Origin of the sequence: Vibrio injensis (assembly GCF_001895205.1) — a bacterium.
In the GTDB taxonomy this organism is placed as follows: domain Bacteria; phylum Pseudomonadota; class Gammaproteobacteria; order Enterobacterales; family Vibrionaceae; genus Vibrio; species Vibrio injensis.
The window spans coordinates 39522-56914 of the sequence record NZ_BDJF01000032.1 but is presented as its reverse complement, the minus strand read 5'-3'; the positions used below and the strand labels follow the sequence as shown (position 1 = coordinate 56914).

The window sequence follows — 17393 nt, the reverse complement described above, 5'->3', positions numbered from 1 at the left end:
TAATCGATAACCATTTTTTGATGCATAACAGGTATTGTGAGCTTAACATCCATTATGATAGTGCTCAGTCTCTTAAGGTAACGGATAATACGCGTGATAAACAAGATTCGTCGTCAACTCGTACAAAATGCCCCATCAATTTTGCGATCTCCAGTCCATTTATTGCCTCATCGAGTACAAAAAATAGCCTTGTTAGAGGGGCTGAAGTTGGTTTTTCAAGAAGCGCTCGCTGATGGCGATTTTGAGTTTCTGGAGGGAAAATGGCTTAAAATCGAAATACATGATATCGCATTACGTTGGTTTATTAGCTATCAACATCCGCAGTTAATCGTCGCCGATTGCCCTTGCCAAGAAGATGTCAGTTTTAGTGGATGTTTGAATGATTTTATTTTGATTGCTGGTCGCAAAGAAGATCCAGATACCTTGTTCTTTCAAAGGCGTTTGTCGATTGAAGGGGATACCGAACTAGGATTAGCCGTTAAAAACTTGATGGATAGTGTGGATCTTGAACAATTACCTCAGGGATTGCAAATTTTGCTTCACCAGTTGGCTGATTTTGTGCATAAAGGCATGCAGATGCCAAACACACAAAATGAGGTAATGAATGCTTATTCGAACTGAAGCTCCTGCGGATATTCTTGCTGTTGAGCGATTATTAAGCGCGGTATTTGCTACCGATAGCGAAGCCAATTTGGTCACAGCGCTACGTGAGAATGGGCGTCGAACACTATCGTTAGTGGCATGTGATGAGCAAGGCGAAATTATCGGCTACGCTCTGTTTAGCCCTGTCACTCTTAATGGTGAGGATCTTAATTGGCAAGGCTTAGCCCCCTTAGCGGTGGCGAAAGAGCATCGCAAGCAAGGTATCGGTGCAATGCTGGTGAATGAGGGATTAAGTTCGCTCGGTGAGCTGGGCTATCCTGCTTGTGTCGTATTGGGGGATCCTAATTATTATCAACGCTTTGGCTTTAACGATGCGCAACGGTATGGTTTCTCCTGCCCATGGCCTGAACTCGCTTCTGCTTTTCAAGTGGTGGCTTTATGGGAGGAGGCGTTTATTGAACGCCAAGGGCTGATTGAGTATTGCCCTGAGTTTACTGATGCCTTTAAGCATTTAGATACGTAACAGGATAGCTCTCAATACTTCCGCTATAGGCTTGATGGTCGATATTTGTTAGCATGTGCAGATAAATTTCGTGAAGTAGAACATCATGTTTGAGCAGCAACACTATTTACAGGCGATGGGTATTCAAGAGTGGCAGCTTATTCATCCACAACGATTGGCTGGCTACTCACCTCCGATAGAGTCTCTCGATAAACAGTGCCGATTATTGCTGGTTAGTTCGCTCTTGCCTTCTGGTGCACAATTGGTTTGGTTAGAACGAGTATTAAACAGCTTTCAGCTCAACTTATCACAAGCAAGGCATGTCTATCCTCACCAGCTGTGTCAATTGGAACTCAATGATCTGCAATGGATATGGTATGTCGATTGTCAAGTAAGTGCCGTCACAACGGCAAAAGCATTACACACGCCAGCATTAAGTGAAGTTGAAGGCAATACGCACCATCGACGAGAACTATGGCAACAAATCTGTTCTTACGGAGCGCAATAAACAATGAGTATTTACTTTGTTCCTCTCTCTGTTGAACATTTGCGCCAAGTTTGGTCGATAGAACAACAGGCTCATTCTCATCCTTGGTCAAAGAATATGATTGATGATTTAGCCAGCCGTGGCGCGTGTCATCGAGCAATGTTACTTAACGATCAGCTATTGGGTTACTATTATGCGCAGCATGTTGTCGGTGAAATCACCCTACTTAATCTAGCGATTGCGCCAAGTGAGCAGGGTAAAGGTTACGGTAAGCAATTAATTGAAGACTTTATTCAGCAAGGTGAGCGCTTGCAAGCACAAAGTGCTTGGTTAGAAGTGAGAGCGAGTAACCAACGCGCTTTTCGGCTGTATCAAGATGCAGGTTTTAATGAGATTGATCGACGTTTTAATTATTATCCGACCGAACAGGGTAAAGAAGATGCGATCATCATGAGTTATTTTTTCTTGTGATCCTCTCTAACTGACACTACGGCGTTATTGGTATCGCTGGTTCTCTTTTATCTGTAGCTAAGGCGTTTTTGAATAACAATGGTGAATAAACCGCTGTTCAAGTTCTTGGCTGGTTAAGGGTTTATCAAATAAGTACCCTTGGAACTGTGTGCACCCCATAGTTTTCAGTGCCTCTAGCTCGAATTTGTCTTCAACGCCCTCGGCAATCACTTGTAAATCAAGACGTTTGGCAATCAATAAAATAGTATCGACAATCGCCTGCGCGCTAGGATCTAAATGCAATTGGGTGACAAAAGAACGATCAATTTTTAATACGTCAACCGCGAGATCTTTTAAGTAGCGTAGCGATGAATACCCTGTACCAAAATCATCAATCGCCAAATGCAGCGACTGGCTTTTTAGCTGAGCAATTTTTTGAATGGCTTCATCGATATTCTCTAACAGTAAGCCTTCAGTGATTTCTAATTCAATATAGTGACCACTGATCCCACTTTGTTGAAGGGTGGCAACGATGTGTTCAACAAAAGAGGCCTGTGAAAACTGCAGCGGACTAATATTGATCGCTAAACGGCGAAAATGTTCAGGAAGCACGCCACGTTTTTGCCATTGAGAGAGTTGATAACAAGCTTGCTCGATGATCCAGCGGCCAATCGGTAAAATCTGTCCGGTCTCTTCAGCGACTGGCATAAAAATACCGGGCGGAAGTAGCCCTTTTTCTGGATGATGCCAACGGATTAATGCTTCAACACCAATCAATTGATGCTGCTCATTCACTTGTGGTTGGTAATAAAGCTCCAATTGATGGTATTGCAAAGCTTCGTGAAGCCCCTTCTCTATATCAAGAAACGTCTCTACTTGCGCCTGCATTTCCGGTTCATAAAATAAATATTTATTTCGTCCACAGGTTTTTGCGCGGTAAAGGGCAGTATCTGCTTGTCGAAAAACATCCAAACTGGTGATCCCTTCAGAGGGGAAAGTGGCAATACCAATACTGGCGGTACAATACAGCTGATGGCCATCAATCGAATGAGGGTTAGCCAATAAAGCCAATAACTGCTGAGCGATACTCGAAATTTGTTGATAAGGTAAACTGGGAATAATAATTGCGAATTCATCTCCGCCCACTCTGGCAGCAGTATAACTCTGATTGGCCCAAGCCTGTAAACGGTGCGCGATGGATTGAATTAAGGTATCGCCAATGGTGTGCCCTAAAGAATCATTAATGGTTTTAAAACGGTCTAAATCTAAGTAAAAAAGTGCACCTGTGTGTTGGCGTTGATGCGCATAAGCAATCGCTTGAGTCAGTGTTTGCAGCAATAATCCCCGATTAGCTAATCCGGTTAAACCATCGTAGTAGGCCAAGTGGTTCAGTTTGGCTTGCGCTTTTTCTTTGTCTTGCCATAAAGACTGAAAGCTAGAGGCAAGCTCACTTAATTCGTCTTTGGGGCGTAGTAAATTGGTCGGGATGGGGTGTTGAGCGGTAGGTAATGAACGTACCCAGTCAATTAACGTGGTGATTGGGCGGGAAAGTTTACGATAGAAAAAGGCCAATAAGATAATGGTTAATAGCGTATTACGCAGTAAATCAAACAGGATCACCCGAGTGGTTTTGACGATAAACGCATGAGCAATGCTATTGCCATCAATCATAAAGCTCAGTTTTCCGACCACAATTTGCGAATCGGGTTGATGTAATTCGCTGACAAAAACCGGACTTTCAGGTGTAAGGTAACTCACCAAACTGCTTGTCATTAACGAGGGATGACTGATAGGTCGCTGCTGCTTAGCTAAGACATCACCAAAATCATCAATCACTGCCGCGTTAATGATCGCTGGCTCTGCCATTAAAGAAGAGACCACTTGTTCTGCTAATAAATGATTAAGGTGGTAAGCCGCTTGGCTGGCATTAGTATAATTTTGCACGAGTTTGAATTGATAATACTCTTCAACTCGTTTTTGCTCATGATGCAAATCAACCAAAGTATGATACAAGCTAAAGCAGAGGCCAACCAACACGGAGACCCAAAATACGGTGTTCGCTTGTCGAAACGCAAGGGAGTTGATAGGCTTTAATGTCATCAGGACTGAATCTATTTTTAAGTATTTAGTATTTATAGTTCATAATGATAGATAAATTAACTTTTCTGATTAAATAATGCGATACGCCTTTAGTTGCTCCAAACCTTAAGATCAGCGAGAATATCCGACAATTTGAACCATAAGGTCGACACCCTCGCATTGAGTTAGCTGTCGGCCGAAAAAGAAGATACCTTGCATGTCAACGACTCCTTTTATCGGCGAAGTCTCAAAGCGCCGAACTTTTGCTATTATTTCGCACCCCGATGCGGGTAAAACCACCATTACCGAAAAAGTCTTATTATTTGGACGCGCGATTCAAACCGCTGGCACGGTAAAAGGCCGTGGTTCAGCACAGCATGCTAAATCTGACTGGATGGAGATGGAGAAAGAGCGTGGTATCTCTGTCACCACATCGGTAATGCAGTTCCCTTATCAAAATGCGTTGGTCAATCTGCTGGATACTCCGGGACACGAAGATTTCTCGGAAGATACCTATCGGACGCTAACAGCAGTCGACTCATGTCTGATGGTTATCGATGCGGCAAAAGGGGTTGAGGACCGAACTCGTAAGTTGATGGAAGTCACTCGTCTGCGCGATACGCCAATTATTACCTTTATGAATAAATTGGACCGCGAAATTAGAGATCCGATGGAGCTGCTCGATGAAGTGGAAGATGAGCTAAACATTGCTTGTGCACCGATCACATGGCCGATTGGTTGTGGTAAAGCGTTTAAAGGGGTGTACCACATTCATCGTGATGAAACCATTTTATACTCTTCTGGACAGGGACATACCATTCAAGAGCAACGAGTGATTAAAGGGTTAACAAACCCAGATCTTGATGCTCAAATCGGGGCTGATTTAGCTAATCAATTACGGGAAGAGCTAGAGTTGGTGTTGGGGGCCTCTCACGAGTTTGATCTTGAGCTATTTATGCAAGGTGCTTTGACACCAGTATTTTTTGGTACGGCACTCGGTAATTTTGGTGTTGACCATATGCTTGATGGACTTACCGAATGGGCTCCAGCGCCTTTAGCTCGTCAAGCGAATGAACGTGTGGTTGAAGCGACGGAAGAAAAATTCTCTGGTTTTGTGTTTAAAATTCAAGCCAATATGGATCCTAAACACCGAGATCGTATTGCCTTTATGCGCATTGTTTCTGGGACGTACAAACAGGGCATGAAGATGAATCATGTTCGCCTTGGTAAGCAAGTTAGTATTTCCGATGCGGTGACGTTCATGGCGGGCGATCGCTCACGTGCCGAAGAAGCTTTCGCTGGAGATATCATAGGGTTACATAACCACGGTACGATTCAAATTGGTGATACTTTTACCCAAGGTGAATCACTGAAATTCTCTGGGATCCCTAACTTTGCTCCAGAGCTGTTTCGCCGTATTCGTCTGCGTGATCCTCTCAAACAGAAACAGCTACTGAAAGGGCTAGTACAACTCTCTGAAGAGGGAGCCGTGCAAGTTTTCCGTCCACTACAAAATAACGATTTGATTGTTGGAGCGGTAGGTGTGCTGCAGTTTGACGTGGTCGTGGCACGTTTGAAATCGGAATATAATGTGGAAGCCATTTACGAAGGCGTTAATGTGGCAACCGCACGTTGGGTCGAGTGCGCTGATGCGAAGAAGTTCGAAGAGTTTAAGCGTAAAAACCAAAGTAATTTGGCTCTGGATGGTGGTGATAACTTAGCGTATATCGCTCCAACCATGGTTAACCTTAACTTAGCGCAAGAACGTGCTCCGGAGATTATTTTCCGAGCGACACGTGAGCATTAATGCGTCGTTAACTCATGAGTAATAAAAAAGCCGATGGATTGTTCATCGGCTTTTTTATTGGGTTTATTTCTTTTTCTTGGTCTTTTTCTTCACGCTTTTGGCGGCAACTTTCTTTTTACTGTCGTCTTTTTTCTTTTTCTTAAACACCGGCTTTTTATGCGTAGGGCGTAATCCATCAATAAAGCGTTCTTTAATCTCTTCTTTCACATAGCGAGCGACGCGATCCATCATCATTTGATCATGCGCTTCGACTAAAGAAATCGCATTGCCTTTTTTACCGGCTCGAGCGGTTCGACCAATACGATGGAGGTAAACATCCGCGCTACGTGGCATATCAAAGTTAATCACGTGACTGACATCAGGAATATCAATACCTCGTGCAGCGACATCGGTCGCCAGTAGGATATTGACATCCCCTTCACGAAAACGGCTAATGGCGTTGTTACGTCGATCTTGCGGCATTTCACCTTGGATCCAAGCACAAGGGATTTGGGCTCGTTCTAGTTCTCCTCGTAATTCGGCTAAGCGTTCACGGGTTTTGAGAAACACGATAGAACGCTCGGCTTGCTGAGTAAGAATCACTTTTAGCAGGTCGAGTTTATGTTGCATGCTGTCAGCACGATGATACCACTGCGCGATTTTTTTCCGTTCCCGACGAGGTGGTTCTGCGGTAATTTCTGCTGGGTTATTGAGAAGATCCGCGGTAAAGCCTTCGACGCCACGGCCTTCTAAGGTCGCAGAAAAGAGTAAGGTTTGTTTACGCCAGCGGCATTCGGCGGCTAAACGATCGACGACAGGACCAAATCCCATATCCAACATGCGGTCGGCTTCATCAAGGATCAACCATTCAATCGCCCGGCAATCGAAGCGCTCGGCGTTGATGTATTCAAGTAGGCGCCCCGGTGTCGCCACCACAATATCTTGCGTGGTAGCAAGAATATCTGCGTGTTCTTGATACTGCACTCCTCCGGTGATGGTAAAGATATTCAGCCGAGTATGTTTGGCGAGTTGACGAGCTTGCTCAGTGATCTGCATTGCCAATTCACGCGTTGGCGTCAGGATCAGCATTCGCGCAGGTCCCGGTTTTTTGCGTGGAAAATCTTGTAAATATTGCAGAGCTGGAATCACAAACGCTGCCGTTTTTCCAGTGCCTGTCGGAGCAGAGGCAAGAATATCTCTACCGTCCAGGGCGTGGGGAATCGCCTCCTCTTGCACTTGAGTTGGGCGTTCGAAGCCTAATTCTTTAATTGCATCAAGGAGATTGTCATCCAGTTCTAGGTCAGCAAAGGTTTTAGTCACAGTTTATTTACTCCGCAAGGCTCGGGCTGAATAGTCTAAAATAGAGGGCGCACATTATAGTTGGATCCACGTCTAGATCACATCTTTAATTACACCATCTTAAGATAAAAAGCACGGGTAAGCTGGATAAATGCGTCGCTATAGTTGCCGGACTCACGAATGATCAGCTCGCTTGATTGTAATTGTTGTTCGGTACGGCTCAGTTCAAATAATAGTCGTTGCACCGGTTTTTCTGCCGTAGATCTGACTTGACAGAGTCGGGTTAAATACCAACCTTGTTGTCGTGCTTGTTCAATCAATGCTTGTCCTTCTTGTTCGGGTAAAATTAGGCTAGCAGTACCTTGGTGAGTTAAATATTCTGTCAAACAGAGCAGTAATTGTTGATGAGAAAGCGTATCTGTATGACGCGCGATCGCTCGCGTTTTTTGTTGTGCTGGTTGCCCGCTATTAAAATAGGGGGGATTACAGATGATGGCATCAAACGGCTGAATAAAACGTAAAGCGGTAATATCATCATGGACCACTTCTATACGTGCCGACCATGCTGAGCGACGTACATTATTTGCCGTGGCCAAAAATGCTTGCTGATCAATATCGATAGCGTAAATGTGACTATCGGAAAAACGTTGAGCACACATTAAGCTCAGTAAGCCTGTACCACAACCAATGTCGAGTATACGTTCGGGGGGGCGGGTGAAAGCCCAGGCTCCCAATAGTACACCATCGGTGCTGACGGGCATGCCACTGTGCCCAGGTTCAATGGTAAATTGCTTAAAACGAAAGCCTTTTGTTATCGGTCGATCTGTCTTCATTAAATATCGCTATGGGGTTGTTTTTTAAAAGTTAATCTGCTGTTGGTTTTTTGTTTGGTGTTTTGTGCTGAAAAAACAACCGCAGTCATGGGTTGGTAACTGAAATATCATTCCATTAATGTTTTATAAATTAGTGTATTTAACTGCTATTGAACCTTCAGAATAAATTAATGTAGTGTTTTTCCCTTAGCTATTGCGAAATGCTGATAGGTTGTTCATTATTCGCCTTCACTAAAAACTAGATGGCTTGTACTGTCTAGAGATGCACACACAACATTCATTAAATAAGTAAATATAAGGGTTATCTGTGAAACAGACGTTAAAATTAACAGATATTGCCGCATTAGGCTTTATGCTATTTGCCTTCTTTTTAGGCGCAGGCAACATTATCTTTCCGCCATTAGCGGGTCAACAAGCTGGGATAAACTTGATGTCTGCCATGGGGGGCTTTTTATTGACGGCGGTGGGACTGCCTTTAGTGACGATCATTGCGGTGGCGATTGCTGGAGGTAGCTGGAATCACCTTACGAAAGATCTGCCAATCAAAGTCGCGACACTGATTGCCGTATTGATCTTCATTATTATCGGTCCGGCTTTTGCTGCGCCACGAACCGGACTGGTTGCTTATGAAATGGCGGTTAGTCCACTCTTTGCTGATAGCTCGCAAGCTCACCTAACTATTTTCTCGATCCTTTTCTTTTTGGTAGCAATGTTTTTCTCTTGGTCGCAAGGACGTTTAATTGACCTCATCGGTAAAGTATTAACTCCCGCGCTCTTTATCGGTCTAGTCGTGTTGGCGATTGGTGTGTTCTTAGACCCTCAAGGCGATTGGATGCCGGCCACTGGGCCTTATGCCACTCAACCTTTCACTAAAGGTTTCTTGGAAGGTTACAACACCATGGATACCTTAGCGGCTTTGATGTTTGGAATGTTAATCGTCGATGCTTTGCGTGCTAAGGGGATTACCGAGCAGCGTGCGACGACGAAATATCTTATCAGTTCAGCCTTTATTGCTGCCTTCGGTCTTGCTTCGGTGTACATCTCTCTGTTTTATCTTGGTGCAACCAGTTCAGCTATTGCCGCTGGCGCAGATAATGGTGGCTTTATTTTAAGCCAATATGTACAAGCTTTATTTGGTCCTTATGGGCAGTTAGTTTTATCGACCATCGTCCTTTTAGCCTGTTTGACGACGGCGATCGGTCTTATTTCTGCGTGTTCAGATTACTTCTGCTCCTTGACGCCTCTTCCATACCGCGCTTGGGTAGTGATTAATGGCGTTGCTTGTGCAGTGGTTGCTAATGTTGGTTTATCTCAGCTGATTGCTTTGTCGATTCCAGTTTTGGTTGCGCTTTATCCTGTCGCGATAGCGCTAGTGGTTCTCGCCTTTGTGCGCCACAAAATGCCGAATCCTAAAGTGGCTTTTCGGGTTGTGACTTTAGTTGCGTTCTTGTTTGCTTTAATTGATGCCGCTCAAGTCGTTGGGCTAGATATGTCAATGTTCGACATGTTGCCACTGTTTGATGTCGGTATGGGTTGGGTTTTACCGTCGTTAGCGGCGCTAATATGCATGTTCTTTATGGCTCGTTCAGTGGTAGAACAATCCTCTAATGATGTTGCTTAGTGACGTTTTAGGTTGCAATAGAGCAGCGTGTTGATGGCGTGACGTTAATCTGCATACTGTTAACCATTTATTGTGATTAGGTGTTGTGATGGTGAATCACGTCATGTCGCTAAAATCCAATATCCCCTAAAGCGGAGCCGTATGGCTCCGCTTTTTTTCTAGGCAATTTTTCCTGTATCTTCGTCACATTTTTCAGTAGAATTCTGCGGTTAAATTCTATTCATAAAGTCAAAATAACTATGTTTGAAATCAATCCGATTAAAACCCGTATTCAGGACGTGTCGCAGCGCACATCGATCCTCAGGGGGTATCTTTGACTATGACGCTAAGCAAGAGCGTCTAGAAGAAGTCAACGCTGAACTAGAACAACCCGATGTGTGGAATGAACCTGAGCGTGCACAAGCGTTAGGCAAAGAGCGATCTTCGTTACAAGCGGTAGTGGAAACCATTAACCAGCTGGAACAAGGGGTCGATGATGTTGAAGGTTTACTTGAACTGGCGATTGAAGCTCAGGATCAAGAAACGTTTGACGAAATCCTGCCTGAGCTCGAAGAACTTGAAGAGAAACTAGCACAGCTAGAGTTTCGTCGCATGTTCTCTGGTGATCATGATGCTTCGCATTGCTACATTGATTTACAAGCTGGTTCTGGTGGTACAGAAGCTCAAGACTGGACGTCGATGCTATTGCGGATGTATTTGCGTTGGGCGGATGACAAAGGCTTTAAGACCGAAGTGATTGAGGTTTCCGAGGGTGATGTTGCTGGACTTAAATCCGCGACTGTGCGTATTATCGGGGACTACGCTTATGGCTGGCTAAGAACCGAAACGGGAGTGCATCGTTTAGTTCGTAAATCCCCGTTTGATTCCGGCGGCCGTCGTCATACTTCTTTTGCTTCAGCATTTGTTTACCCAGAAATTGACGAAAATATTGCCGTAGATATTAACCCAGCAGATTTACGTATCGACGTATATCGTGCATCGGGTGCTGGTGGTCAGCACGTTAACACCACAGAATCGGCGGTACGTATTACCCACGTTCCGACTAATACCGTGGTGCAGTGCCAAAACGATCGTTCTCAGCATAAAAACAAAGACCAAGCGATGAAGCAACTACGCGCCAAATTGTTTGAGTTGGAATTACAAAAACAAAATGCTGAAAAACAAGCCAATGAAGATGCTAAATCGGACATTGGTTGGGGAAGCCAAATTCGCTCTTACGTATTAGATGATTCACGGATCAAAGATTTGCGTACTGGAGTTGAAAACCGTAATACACAAGCGGTTCTCGATGGTGATTTAGATAAATTTATTGAAGCTAGCCTGAAATCAGGTCTGTAAGCTTTTTACCGACAAAACAAGGTACATGCAAAATGACTGATGCTGTTCAAAACGAAACGAATCAAGAGCAAATCGCGCAAGAAGAAAACAAACTAATTGCAGAGCGTCGTAGTAAGTTAGAGCACATCCGTAAAAGTTGTAAGGCGAACGGTCACCCGAATGACTTTCGTCGTGATAGCTTAGCGGGTGATCTACAAGCAGAGTTCGGTGAGAAGAGCAAAGAAGAACTGGAAGCACTCAATCATATTGTTTCCATCGCGGGTCGAGTGATGGCTAAGCGTGGTCCTTTTTTGGTGATTCAAGAGACGTCCGGTCGAATTCAAGCTTATGCCGACAAAACGGTACAGGCTGAGCTAAAAGAAAAATATCAAGGGCTTGATATTGGTGACATTATTGGCGTGAAAGGTGCTTTGCATAAGTCAGGTAAAGGCGATCTTTACGTAAATATTGAGCAGTATGAACTGCTGACTAAAGCGCTACGTCCATTACCTGAAAAGTTTCATGGTTTAACCGATCAAGAAATGCGTTATCGTCAACGTTACGTTGATTTGATTGTCAATGAAGATTCTCGTCAAGCTTTTGTCATCCGCTCTAAAGTGATGTCAGCCATTCGTAATTTCATGACTTCAAAACAATTTATGGAAGTCGAAACGCCGATGATGCACGTCATCCCTGGTGGAGCGAGTGCGCGTCCATTCATCACTCATCATAACGCGCTTGATATGCCAATGTATTTGCGTATTGCTCCAGAGCTTTACTTAAAACGTTTGGTTGTCGGTGGTTTTGATCGCGTTTTTGAAATCAACCGTAACTTCCGTAATGAAGGCTTATCACCTCGCCATAACCCAGAATTCACCATGATGGAATTCTATATGGCGTATGCAGATTACAAAGATTTGATGGATTTCACTGAAGAGCTACTAAGTACGGTTGCACTTGAAGTGCTAGGCTCAACGTCGATGCCTTATGGTGATGAAACCGTAGAGTTTGGTGGTAAATACGCTCGCATGAGCATGTTTGAAGCCATCAAGCACTACAATCCTCAACACGAGCAAATTCAAGCATTAACTGAAGATGACCTACAAAATCGTGATCTTATGGTGTCGATTGCGAAATCGGTGCATGTTGATGTCGAGCCTTTCTGGACTTGTGGTCAGCTTCTTGAAGAGATCTTTGGTGAAACGGCAGAGCCGAAATTGATGCAGCCGACATTCATTACTGGCTATCCAGCGGATATCTCGCCGTTAGCTCGCCGTAGTGATGATAATCCATTCTTCACCGATCGCTTTGAATTCTTCATTGGCGGTCGTGAAGTGGCGAATGGCTTCTCAGAACTGAATGATGCCGAAGACCAAGATGCACGTTTCAAATCGCAAGTTGAAGCCAAAGAGTCTGGTGATGATGAAGCGATGTTCTACGACGCAGATTACATTACTGCCCTTGAGCATGGTTTGCCACCGACGGCTGGTCAAGGGATTGGTATTGACCGTTTAGTGATGTTATTGACTAATACACATACGATTCGTGACGTTATTTTGTTCCCAGCGATGCGTCCGCAGCAATAATGGTTAGTGATAACTTAGAAACCGCCCACGAGGCGGTTTTTTTTGCTTGATACTTGGTGAGATGCCTTGATAGCGATCTTAGCCTGTCATTAATTAGGACAATAAAGGATGTGCGATCAAAAAAAACAGTATTATCCCTTCGTTTATGGATGATATTGCCTATAGTCTTACTCGTGAGATAGATTCTATTTTAGAGTACCGCTAAGTTAGCGACAATGATCGTTACTTTTGGCCAATCACTGCGTTAACTCGATTGGCTAAGCGGGGGCATTTTTGTCATCGTGAGCGACATTGAGAGATGGAGCAAGTCCACCTTGCCATCTGTATCTCCAAAGCTGTATGGGTATCAATCAATTCAGCGCTGTATAACAATAATACTCATAAGGAAACCTGTTGATGGGCACTCAATTTCGGATGAATTGCGTTCCCGGTTCGCTGATTGTCGTTGGAGGCAGCTATGAACCGTGGTTAACCGTTTTAGAAAAGGCCGGATGGCGTTGTATGCAATGCGCAGATTTGCGTAAAGTAGATCAACAATTTACAGAAATTGGACCATGTATTGGTATTGTTGATCTCAGCAATGATGAATTTAGCTTGAATGGTATTGCTAATTTGGTCAGTAGCCATAAGCAGGTTCGTTGGTTGGCATTTGTTCGCGAGTCTCAGCTCAGCTCCGATACGATTTGCCAGTTTATCGTCAATTTCTGTATCGACTTTTTTACCGCACCAATCCCTGATGCTCAATTACTGAGTACTATTGGCCATCAACTGGGTATGCTGCAATTAGAAAAAAAAGTGTGGCCGAATTACGGTATTAATAATCAAATGGATTTATTAGGTGAATCGCTGCCAATTAAGCGACTACGTGATCAAATTAAACGCGTTGCACCAACCGATGTCAGTATTCTTATCTCTGGTGAAAGTGGAGTGGGTAAAGAAAGAGTTGCTAGAGCTATTCACAACACATCATCTCGTGCTCATAAACCTTTTGTCAGTGTTAATTGCCAAGCGATACCAGAACATCAACTTGAAGCCGAGTTATTCGGTATCGGGCATCCCGATTCAATCCCCCCTTTGTTAGCGAAAGCTCATCAGGGAACATTATTACTTAATGATATTTTGGCGTTACCGAAACGACAACAGCTCAACTTGTTGCATTTTTTCCAACAAGGGACTTTACCGGCGTCGATTGGTGCAAAGGCGGTGGATGTAAGAATCTTAGCTACCCATACGACTGATATTGAAAAGGCGTTGATTGATGGTGAATTCAATGAAGAGCTCTATCATTACATTAATGTATTGCGGATTAATGTCCCCAGTTTGCGAGAACGATCAAGCGATATTGCACTGTTTGCTGGGCATTTTTTAAAGGAGTACTCCAAAGAGTACAACGCGCAAGCGCGGAGTTTCTCTGAACAGGCACTACAAACGATGGAGCGATATGATTGGCCGGGCAATGTTCGTGAGTTAATGAATCAAATTAAGCGAATGGTCTTAATGTCTGATTCGATCATGCTTGATGAAACGCAGCTTGATCTACCTAAACGAGAAAGTAAAAGAACGTTAAAAAGCATTAAAGAGCGTTCAGAGCGAGAGGCACTCGTACAGGCATTAGAAGCGCATCGCGGACAAATCACTCATGCAGCCAGAGAGTTAGCCATATCCCGAGCGACCATGTATCGCCTTTTGAATAAGCATGGCTTACTCTCTGACTCGATTTTTTAGTCGTATTTTTTTCAATCGTTAGGCTCTTAAAAAGGGCCTAACGTCGTCACACTAAGCTTAAGGGCAAGGATTCGAGTATTGGATCGCAATCTGATTGATTCTGCCGAGCAGCTCTTCACTCAATACCAGATCTAGACTATCAATATTGGTTTTTAACTGTTCGATAGTTGTCGCACCAATAATATTGGCGGCGACAAACGGTCTCTGATTAACAAAAGCCAACGCCATTTGTGCGGGATCCAAGGAAAATTCATGCGCTAAATCGACATACGCTTGTGTTGCCGCTAACCCTTGTGGTGTGAAATAACGCTGAAAACGTTCGTATAAAGAGCAGCGTGCACCGCTAGGACGTGCACCATGTAAATATTTACCACTCAATGTGCCAAATGCTAATGGGGAGTAAGCGAGTAATTTAACGCCTTCATAATGGCTTATCTCTGATAGCCCAACTTCAAAACTACGATTCAGTAAGTTATAAGGGTTTTGGATAGAGACCATGCGTGGTAAATCGTGTTTCTCCGCTAGACGAAGATACGTCATTAATCCCCAAGGTGTTTCATTTGAAACGCCAATATAACGAACCTTTCCCATCCGTACTAAATCGTTCATTGCTTCCAAGGTTTCGATCAAGGTGATCTCTTCTTGAGTTTCCGGATAAGGGTAGTTGAGTAGGCCAAAGGTGTTGGTTTGACGTTGTGGCCAGTGCAATTGGTAGAGATCGACATAATCGGTTTTTAGGCGGCGTAAACTATCATCGATCGCTTGATGGATATTGCGATGATCCAGAGCCATTTTATCGCGAATATAACTGACACTTCGTGGACCGGCTACTTTAGTGGCCAGTACAACTTTTTCACGTTTCGCTGATTTCTCTAACCAACGACCAATGTACTCTTCTGTTAAACCTTGGGTTTTGGCGCTGGGTGGGACAGGATACATCTCTGCAGTGTCGATAAAGTTGACGCCACGTTCAAGAGCATAATCGAGTTGCTGAAAGGCCTGCGCTTGATCATTTTGTTCACCAAACGTCATGGTACCTAAGCAAATCTTACTGATTTCTAATGTTGAATGCGGTAATTTTGTATATTGCATTGTACTTCCTTGTTACCGTGAAGCTCCCTACTTTTGATGGGTGATCAATAAAACGATAGCGAGCGAAAATCGCCGTTGTCTTTAAACACCAAGGAGTTAGGGAGAGAGACATTGAATCGAATTATTCCACTATAATCTAAGCGACAGGGTAAAGTCACTGCTCGTTTTATCTTAAATTCGTTGCTTAATGGCTGAGCATGAGATTAGTACAGATAATGCTGCTGGAGTATTTGCGCGGTAAACTGAGTCCGTAAATAAAAACCTCGCGGCAAGGTTCGGATCGGACGACCATTGACGCCATAAGCTTCGGTTAACGCTCGGCTGTTAGCGGCTTTTGGTCTCAGTTGCAATACTTCACCATGTCTTGCGGTAATCTCAGCAATCCTACCGAGTACAATAAACTCCATCAATTCTTCCCAATCGGCTTTTAATTGCGCTTCTTCTGTGGCTGAAGGGCTCCAAATCAGTGGCGAGCCGACTCGACGTTCTGCTAAAGGGATTTCTCGCTCTCCCTGAACAGGGATCCATAACACCCGCGACAATTTTTGCCGGACATGGCTATTTTCCCATGTCAGTCCTTGGACACCCGTTAACGGTGCGACGCAAACAAAGGTGGTTTCAAGAGGCTTACCAGTATAACCAATCGGAATGCTTTTTAGCTCGATACCTAAATTGGCAAAGTCTTGCTGTGGTTTACTGCCGGCACTTGCGCCTAAATGCCATTCTAATAGCTGACCAACCCAGCCCTTATCTTTTTTGAGATCGGCAGGAACAGCAATCTGTGCATGTTCAGCTAATTCGGCAAAACTAAGTCCGGCAATGTGTTGGGCTCGATGAAGAAGCTCTTGTTCACTTTTAGGTTCTGATAGCATAGCGAAGATACTGAGGTAAAAAACCTAGTGTAACAAAAACTCGCCTTGGGGAGTAACAGACTCTTCACTAGTCCAGTAATGAAAAGATCATTATCAGAAGTTATCCACAGATGTTCATAAGTCATCTGTCGATAGTTAGGGTTTTTCTCATTCATGTATGGATAAACAGGGTTTTTAAACGCTATATGAAGGATAGAAAAGTAATGTTAGGTCGATAAATTCATTCAAGTGTGGATAACCATACATTTGATGGATCTTTGAACGATACAGTTATACTTTTGATCTTTTTAACAACTTGGTAGATGTTGTTTTTGTTTTAAGTTATATCTAATTGTTTTTTATTGATTATTTTTATTTTTAGTCATGATATCTAACCAATGATAAGATTAAATATAGAATTTTTAGTCTACTCCTTCGGCTTCTTCACATGGTTATTCACAGAAAACGTGAATAAATGTGCTCTGTCTCTCATTCTTTTGTTGATAACTATAGCGATGAGTGAAAGTTATGCAGTTTCTTCTCGATCGTTAATAAATCTCGCCTGAATCACACGAGTTCGTTTGCTCCTGCTGGGGATATGTGGAAAAATCAACATCATTAAGATTTTATGAGAGGTTTGCCAGTGATCGATGGCGATGGTTACCGACTCAATGTAGGTATTGTGATTTGTAACAACCATGGTCAGGTATTCTGGGCGAAACGATATGGACAACACTCATGGCAGTTTCCTCAAGGGGGGATTGATGAGGGTGAATCTCCCGAACAAGCGATGTTTAGGGAGCTTTACGAAGAGGTTGGGTTAACAAAGAAAGATGTTAAAGTCATTGCCACTAGTCGTCATTGGTTAAGGTACAAACTACCAAAGCGCTTAGTGCGATGGGATTCTCAACCGGTCTGTATTGGACAAAAACAGAAATGGTTCTTACTGCGTCTTGAATGTGATGAATCAAAAATCAACATGCAACGTGGTAGCACCCCTGAATTTGATGGTTGGCGCTGGGTAAGCTACTGGTATCCAGTTAGGCAAGTTGTGTCTTTTAAGCGTGATGTATATCGGCGAGCAATGAAAGAGTTTGTCTCTTTAGCCATGCCATTTAAAGAACGTAAAATAAAAGGTAAGCGCAAAAACCGTAGGGGATAA

15 protein-coding genes are annotated in these 17393 nt (G+C 43.6%); 10 read left to right on the top strand and 5 right to left on the bottom strand.

From position 1 onward, the window contains the following. Positions 1-93 precede the first annotated feature (93 nt). From ubiT to rimI, 4 genes are all read left to right on the top strand, one after another. Entirely contained in the window at positions 94-621 is a 528-nt protein-coding gene (gene ubiT / locus BSR11_RS16130; RefSeq protein ID WP_072671358.1) for a ubiquinone anaerobic biosynthesis accessory factor UbiT, read from the top strand. Further along, complete coding sequence (locus BSR11_RS16125) at positions 605-1126, top strand: GNAT family N-acetyltransferase (protein WP_072671357.1); 522 nt, start codon at positions 605-607, stop codon at positions 1124-1126. Before ubiT ends, BSR11_RS16125 begins: the two co-directional genes overlap by 17 nt. Positions 1127-1211: 85 nt before the next feature. Further along, positions 1212-1613, top strand: coding sequence for a DNA polymerase III subunit psi (locus BSR11_RS16120; protein ID WP_072671356.1), 402 nt, complete (start codon positions 1212-1214; stop codon positions 1611-1613). A gap of 3 nt (positions 1614-1616) precedes the next feature. Beyond that, positions 1617-2063: a ribosomal protein S18-alanine N-acetyltransferase gene (rimI, locus tag BSR11_RS16115; RefSeq protein WP_072671355.1), complete on the top strand. Its 447-nt coding sequence runs from the start codon at positions 1617-1619 to the stop codon at positions 2061-2063. A gap of 57 nt (positions 2064-2120) precedes the next feature. On the opposite strand, the gene BSR11_RS16110 is transcribed toward rimI, so the two are convergent. After that, positions 2121-4145 (bottom strand): putative bifunctional diguanylate cyclase/phosphodiesterase, encoded by a 2025-nt coding sequence (locus tag BSR11_RS16110; protein WP_167363671.1) that lies wholly within the window; start codon positions 4143-4145, stop codon positions 2121-2123. A gap of 193 nt (positions 4146-4338) precedes the next feature. On the opposite strand from BSR11_RS16110, the gene prfC reads away from it, so the two are divergent. Next, positions 4339-5928, top strand: a complete 1590-nt coding sequence (gene prfC / locus BSR11_RS16105; RefSeq protein WP_072671353.1) for a peptide chain release factor 3 — start codon at positions 4339-4341, stop codon at positions 5926-5928. A gap of 63 nt (positions 5929-5991) precedes the next feature. On the opposite strand, the gene srmB is transcribed toward prfC, so the two are convergent. Both srmB and BSR11_RS16095 read right to left on the bottom strand, forming a co-directional pair. Continuing rightward, entirely contained in the window at positions 5992-7227 is a 1236-nt protein-coding gene (srmB, locus tag BSR11_RS16100) for an ATP-dependent RNA helicase SrmB (protein WP_072671352.1), read from the bottom strand. An 89-nt stretch (positions 7228-7316) separates the two neighbouring features. Next, positions 7317-8039 carry a tRNA1(Val) (adenine(37)-N6)-methyltransferase gene (locus tag BSR11_RS16095; RefSeq protein WP_072671351.1) on the bottom strand — a complete coding sequence of 241 codons (723 nt, stop codon included), beginning with the start codon at positions 8037-8039 and terminating at the stop codon, positions 7317-7319. Positions 8040-8346: 307 nt separating this feature from the next. Here BSR11_RS16095 and brnQ point away from each other — a divergent pair, with 307 nt between their 5' ends. From brnQ to BSR11_RS16075, 4 genes are all read left to right on the top strand, one after another. Continuing rightward, positions 8347-9660: a branched-chain amino acid transport system II carrier protein gene (brnQ, locus tag BSR11_RS16090; RefSeq protein WP_072671350.1), complete on the top strand. Its 1314-nt coding sequence runs from the start codon at positions 8347-8349 to the stop codon at positions 9658-9660. Between the two features lie 239 nt (positions 9661-9899). Beyond that, positions 9900-10998 (top strand): peptide chain release factor 2 gene (gene prfB, locus BSR11_RS16085; RefSeq protein WP_110167867.1). Its coding sequence is split into 2 segments (ribosomal slippage): positions 9900-9974 and positions 9976-10998, totalling 1098 coding nucleotides; the frame shifts between segments, so codons are not numbered across the junction. A gap of 32 nt (positions 10999-11030) precedes the next feature. Next, a complete protein-coding gene (lysS, locus tag BSR11_RS16080) occupies positions 11031-12563 on the top strand; it encodes a lysine--tRNA ligase (RefSeq protein WP_072671349.1) in 1533 nt (510 codons plus the stop codon). A 396-nt stretch (positions 12564-12959) separates the two neighbouring features. After that, entirely contained in the window at positions 12960-14288 is a 1329-nt protein-coding gene (locus BSR11_RS16075) for a sigma-54-dependent transcriptional regulator (RefSeq protein WP_072671348.1), read from the top strand. Positions 14289-14345: 57 nt separating this feature from the next. Here the strand turns inward: BSR11_RS16075 and BSR11_RS16070 are convergent, their stop codons facing one another. Beyond that, complete coding sequence (locus tag BSR11_RS16070; RefSeq protein WP_072671347.1) at positions 14346-15380, bottom strand: NADP(H)-dependent aldo-keto reductase; 1035 nt, start codon at positions 15378-15380, stop codon at positions 14346-14348. Positions 15381-15583: 203 nt separating this feature from the next. Next, positions 15584-16252 (bottom strand): DNA mismatch repair endonuclease MutH, encoded by a 669-nt coding sequence (mutH, locus tag BSR11_RS16065; RefSeq protein WP_072671346.1) that lies wholly within the window; start codon positions 16250-16252, stop codon positions 15584-15586. Between the two features lie 622 nt (positions 16253-16874). Here mutH and rppH point away from each other — a divergent pair. After that, complete coding sequence (gene rppH, locus BSR11_RS16060; protein WP_040903856.1) at positions 16875-17393, top strand: RNA pyrophosphohydrolase; 519 nt, start codon at positions 16875-16877, stop codon at positions 17391-17393.

Excerpts from the sequence above, each read along its gene's own strand:
- rimI (WP_072671355.1), top strand. The coding sequence starts at position 1,617 with ATGAGTATTTACTTTGTTCCTCTCTCTGTTGAACATTTGCGCCAAGTT.
- lysS (WP_072671349.1), top strand. The coding sequence starts at position 11,031 with ATGACTGATGCTGTTCAAAACGAAACGAATCAAGAGCAAATCGCGCAA.
- BSR11_RS16070 (WP_072671347.1), bottom strand. The coding sequence starts at position 15,380 with ATGCAATATACAAAATTACCGCATTCAACATTAGAAATCAGTAAGATT.
- prfC (WP_072671353.1), top strand. The coding sequence starts at position 4,339 with ATGTCAACGACTCCTTTTATCGGCGAAGTCTCAAAGCGCCGAACTTTT.
- BSR11_RS16120 (WP_072671356.1), top strand. The coding sequence starts at position 1,212 with ATGTTTGAGCAGCAACACTATTTACAGGCGATGGGTATTCAAGAGTGG.
- BSR11_RS16095 (WP_072671351.1), bottom strand. The coding sequence starts at position 8,039 with ATGAAGACAGATCGACCGATAACAAAAGGCTTTCGTTTTAAGCAATTT.
- mutH (WP_072671346.1), bottom strand. The coding sequence starts at position 16,252 with ATGCTATCAGAACCTAAAAGTGAACAAGAGCTTCTTCATCGAGCCCAA.
- BSR11_RS16075 (WP_072671348.1), top strand. The coding sequence starts at position 12,960 with ATGGGCACTCAATTTCGGATGAATTGCGTTCCCGGTTCGCTGATTGTC.
- BSR11_RS16125 (WP_072671357.1), top strand. The coding sequence starts at position 605 with ATGCTTATTCGAACTGAAGCTCCTGCGGATATTCTTGCTGTTGAGCGA.